This is a genomic window from Archangium sp. (assembly GCF_036389735.1).
Classification (GTDB): Bacteria; Myxococcota; Myxococcia; order Myxococcales; family Myxococcaceae; genus Archangium.
In genome coordinates this window covers 1-3,436 of sequence record NZ_DASVWK010000130.1, presented here as the reverse complement: position 1 = coordinate 3,436, position 3,436 = coordinate 1, and the positions used below count along the sequence as shown (strand labels likewise).

The 3,436-nt window shown below is 67.2% G+C and carries 4 protein-coding genes; 2 read left to right on the top strand and 2 right to left on the bottom strand.

From position 1 onward, the window contains the following. Together VF794_RS04980 and VF794_RS04975 are read right to left on the bottom strand one after the other, a co-directional pair. Nucleotides 1-550 (bottom strand): retron system putative HNH endonuclease (locus tag VF794_RS04980; protein WP_331108023.1); only part of this gene is annotated, 550 nt, incomplete at its 3' end. A 1-nt stretch (nucleotide 551) separates the two neighbouring features. After that, complete coding sequence (locus tag VF794_RS04975) at nucleotides 552-1,790, bottom strand: AAA family ATPase (RefSeq protein WP_331108024.1); 1,239 nt, start codon at nucleotides 1,788-1,790, stop codon at nucleotides 552-554. A gap of 144 nt (nucleotides 1,791-1,934) precedes the next feature. Between VF794_RS04975 and VF794_RS04970 the strand changes: the two genes are divergently transcribed. Together VF794_RS04970 and VF794_RS04965 are read left to right on the top strand one after the other, a co-directional pair. Continuing rightward, complete coding sequence (locus tag VF794_RS04970; protein WP_331108022.1) at nucleotides 1,935-2,564, top strand: YdcF family protein; 630 nt, start codon at nucleotides 1,935-1,937, stop codon at nucleotides 2,562-2,564. A 110-nt stretch (nucleotides 2,565-2,674) separates the two neighbouring features. Beyond that, on the top strand, nucleotides 2,675-3,436 hold a 762-nt coding region (locus VF794_RS04965), incomplete at its 3' end, for an App1 family protein (RefSeq protein WP_331108021.1).

Sequence of the window (3,436 nt, the reverse complement as noted above, 5' to 3'; positions counted from 1 at the left end):
TCTCCATGGCCGCCTCGGACCAGGTGGCGCTGGGATGCTTCCGTGCCATGGCTTCCAGGAAGGCGGCCAGGATGGCCCTTCGGTTGTTCTTCAAGAGTGACTGATTCAGGTTCAGCGTCTGGTGGATGTCGTCCTTGATGGCACGCTCATCGGAATCAATCGTGCCATCCGCGAGGAATCGCAGCAGCCGCTCGCAGCGTTCTTCCGTGGGATTCACAGTCAGGGGGGTGTCACCCTTCCGGGTGTCACAATGCTGATCCCTCTGCGGACTTCCCTCTCCGCCCTTGCACGCGCCGAGCAGGTTCTTCCAGTCGAGCTGGCGATGGGTGGTGGCGGGGTGGGTCTGCGATGCCCAGTGTTCGATCTTCATTCCATCCGGCGCGGGCCAGATGCGCTGCATGCAGTAGCAGCAGAGGTAACCCTGCTCCCTTGCGAGTTGCTCTCGAAGCTCGTCCTTCACCGCGTGGGGCAGGTTGGCGTAGGCCGCACCGGGGGTGCGCCGGTACCGCACGAGTCCCTGAGGCTCGGAGCCCTTGCGGATGTACCGCACTTCAGCCTCCCAGGAATCCGATGAGGGACCGGAGCCGGACCACCTCCGAGTCCTGTTCTCCAAGCTGCCGTGCCAACCCGTCCAGGGCCTCACGGGCCGCGGGCAGTTCTTCCCGGTCGATCATCTTGGCAATCTCATGGAGCCGGTCGGCCGTGGCCTGGGGCCGCTCGGCCACCCCCATCACCTCCGTGAGGATGGCGTTGCTGTCCCGCCCCAACGTGCCCGCCGGCAGTTGCGCACGCTGAAACCGGTCGAGCAGGATGACGGACTCAGCGGGCACCTGACTCAGGACCTGTGGTGAGTGCGTCGTCACGATGAACTGGCAGTTGGGAAAGGTCTTCTGGAGTTGCTCCACCACCATGCGCTGCCAGCCAGGGTGGAGGTGCAGCTCGATCTCATCGATCAGCACCACGGCTTCGGCCGATAGCGGGTCTTCGAGAGAGGGGTTGGCCAGGGCGAGCCGGCGCCCGAGGTCTCCCGCCAGGGCAAGCAGGCTCTTCTCTCCATCCGAGAGTTGGTCGACGTCGAGTCGAGCATCGGTGCCGTCTTTCAGGACCACCATGCGTTGAGGGGCACGCTCCATTTGGAGACCCCACAATCCGGGGACGAGCGTTTCGATAGCGTCTCGTACCGTTTCGAGTTGATGATCCCGGTAGCCGTAATCCGTCCGTCGGAGACGTTGCTCATTCTCCAGGTCCTCACGTTCCCGGAACCACTCGAAGAAGAGCCGGAAGTTCCTGCCGCCTCCCTCCAGGGCTTGGTCGAACGCGGAGAGGGGTCCGAAATCATGATGCTCGCGGATCCGCGAGGGAACGTCTGGAGCCCGGTTGACGGGATAGTAGATCGCCAGCGGCAGTTGATACCGCCCGAGGGCATTCTCCTCCTGCACCTGAGAGACGATCTCCTTCAACCCGGTGAGGGTGCTCGACACATTCCGGGGTAATCCCTTGCGGACATGTGCGAGGGACCACCTGATGAGCTTTTCCCCGAACACGGCCGCGACGGTGTTGAGGGTATGTGGTGCTCCGTACTGAATGTCTGAATCGTAGAACCGGCGGCCATGTGCTGCGCGGGACAGGATTCCCGAGGAGACCTGGGAGAGGAGCACCGCGAGGCAGTCGAGGATCGAAGTCTTGCCGGCCCCGTTGATTCCAACGAGCACGGTCACGGGTCCCGTGAACTCCAGGGTGAGCTCACGGAAGCCGCGGAAGGAGGTCATGTCGAGACGGCGGACCTTCATCGGGGGAACCGACTCCCAAGCAAGGAAGCGCGACGCTACCTCCGTGTAGCCCCGGGGGCGAGAAAAGCACTGCCCTGGCTGTGGAATAACCACCTTGCCTGGTCCGGCCCCGGTCACGAGTTCCTGGTGTAACCTGCGCGCTCCATGCCTCCGCTCGCACTCTCCAAGAGGCCGGGTCTTGTCCGGCGATGGCTGTTCGTGGGCCTGGGAGTGGTCACCTTCGGCCTCTACGGCCTGGCCTTCGTGGTGGACCGCTTCGGCCAGCGCGAGCGGGCCGTCCCCTCGGACATCCTGGTGGTGCTCGGCGCCCGCGTGCTGCCGGGCGGCGAGCCCTCCCCCGCGCTGCGCGCGCGCATCGAGAAGGCGGTGGAGCTCTACCACCAGGGTCTCGCGCCTCGGATCCTCTTCTCCGGGGGCGTGGGGGTGAACCCGCCCTCCGAGGCCCGCGTCATGAGGGACCTCGCGGTGCGGCTCGGCGTCCCCGCGGAGGCCTGCCTCCTGGAGGAGCAGAGCCACTCCACCGAGCAGAACGCGCGCTTCTCCGCGGACGTGCTGCGCTCGCTCGGCGCCCGGCGCGTGGTGGTGGTCTCCGACCCGTACCACCTGCTGCGCGCCCGCCAGTACTTCCGGCTCCAGGGCTTCGAGGTGGCCACCAGCCCCGCGATGTTCTCCGAGCGCAACATGACCCTCATCGACCGCATCTACTGGACGGTGCGCGAGGCCGTCGCGCTGCTGCTCCACCCGCGCGTGCTCCTCGCGCGCGAGCCCTCTTGAGCCCTTCCCGGGCCCCCGGGTGTTCACGACCGGGAGGGGCCCCGCGCGTCTCCGTTGACGGGAGGCGCGGAGGGATGGAGTGTGGGCCTCCCGTGGAGAAGCCCGCCCCCATGTCCCGGAAGTCGCCCAACGCCCTCGTCCGGCTCGCCTTCCATGTCGAGCACTTCACCGAATCCTGGGGCTGGCGCCTGCGCCGCAGGCTGGGGTTGGGCCGCCCGCCGCGCATCCTCCCCTACCGGGGTTACGGGACGACCCAACGGGCGCTCCTCAAGGCGCGCGTGCTGGAGGATCGGCGCGTGCGCCCACCCTGGAAGCGGCACACGCTGCTCGGCAGCGCCGTCGCCTCGTGGAAGCGCTACAACACGGTGGAGATTCCCCATGCGCGCGTGCGGGCGCGCTGGGGCGAGCACCAGTGGGAGGGCACCACCGACGAGGAGGGCTTCCTGGAGCTGTGGGTGGAACCGCCCGCCGGAACGAAGGCCGGCTGGAACGACGTGGAACTGGAGCTGCTGTCTCCCCATCCCGAGGGCGTGGCCCGGGTGTGCGCCCCCGTGCTGGTGGCCGGCCCCGAGGCCGAGTACGGCGTCATCAGCGACATCGACGACACCGTCATCGTCACCAACGTCACCAACTTCCTCAAGCGGGCCTGGGCGCTCTTCCTCACCGAGCACCGCACGCGCCTGCCCTTCGAGGGCGTGGACGCCTTCTACAAGGCGTTGCACGAGGGCTGTGGCGGCGCGGCGGGCAACCCCATCTTCTATGTCTCCTCCAGCCCGTGGAACCTGTACGAGCACCTGGACGAGTTCCTCGGGCTGCACCGGATTCCGGCCGGGCCGCTGCTGCTGCGCGACTGGGGGTTCAGCCGTACGGGC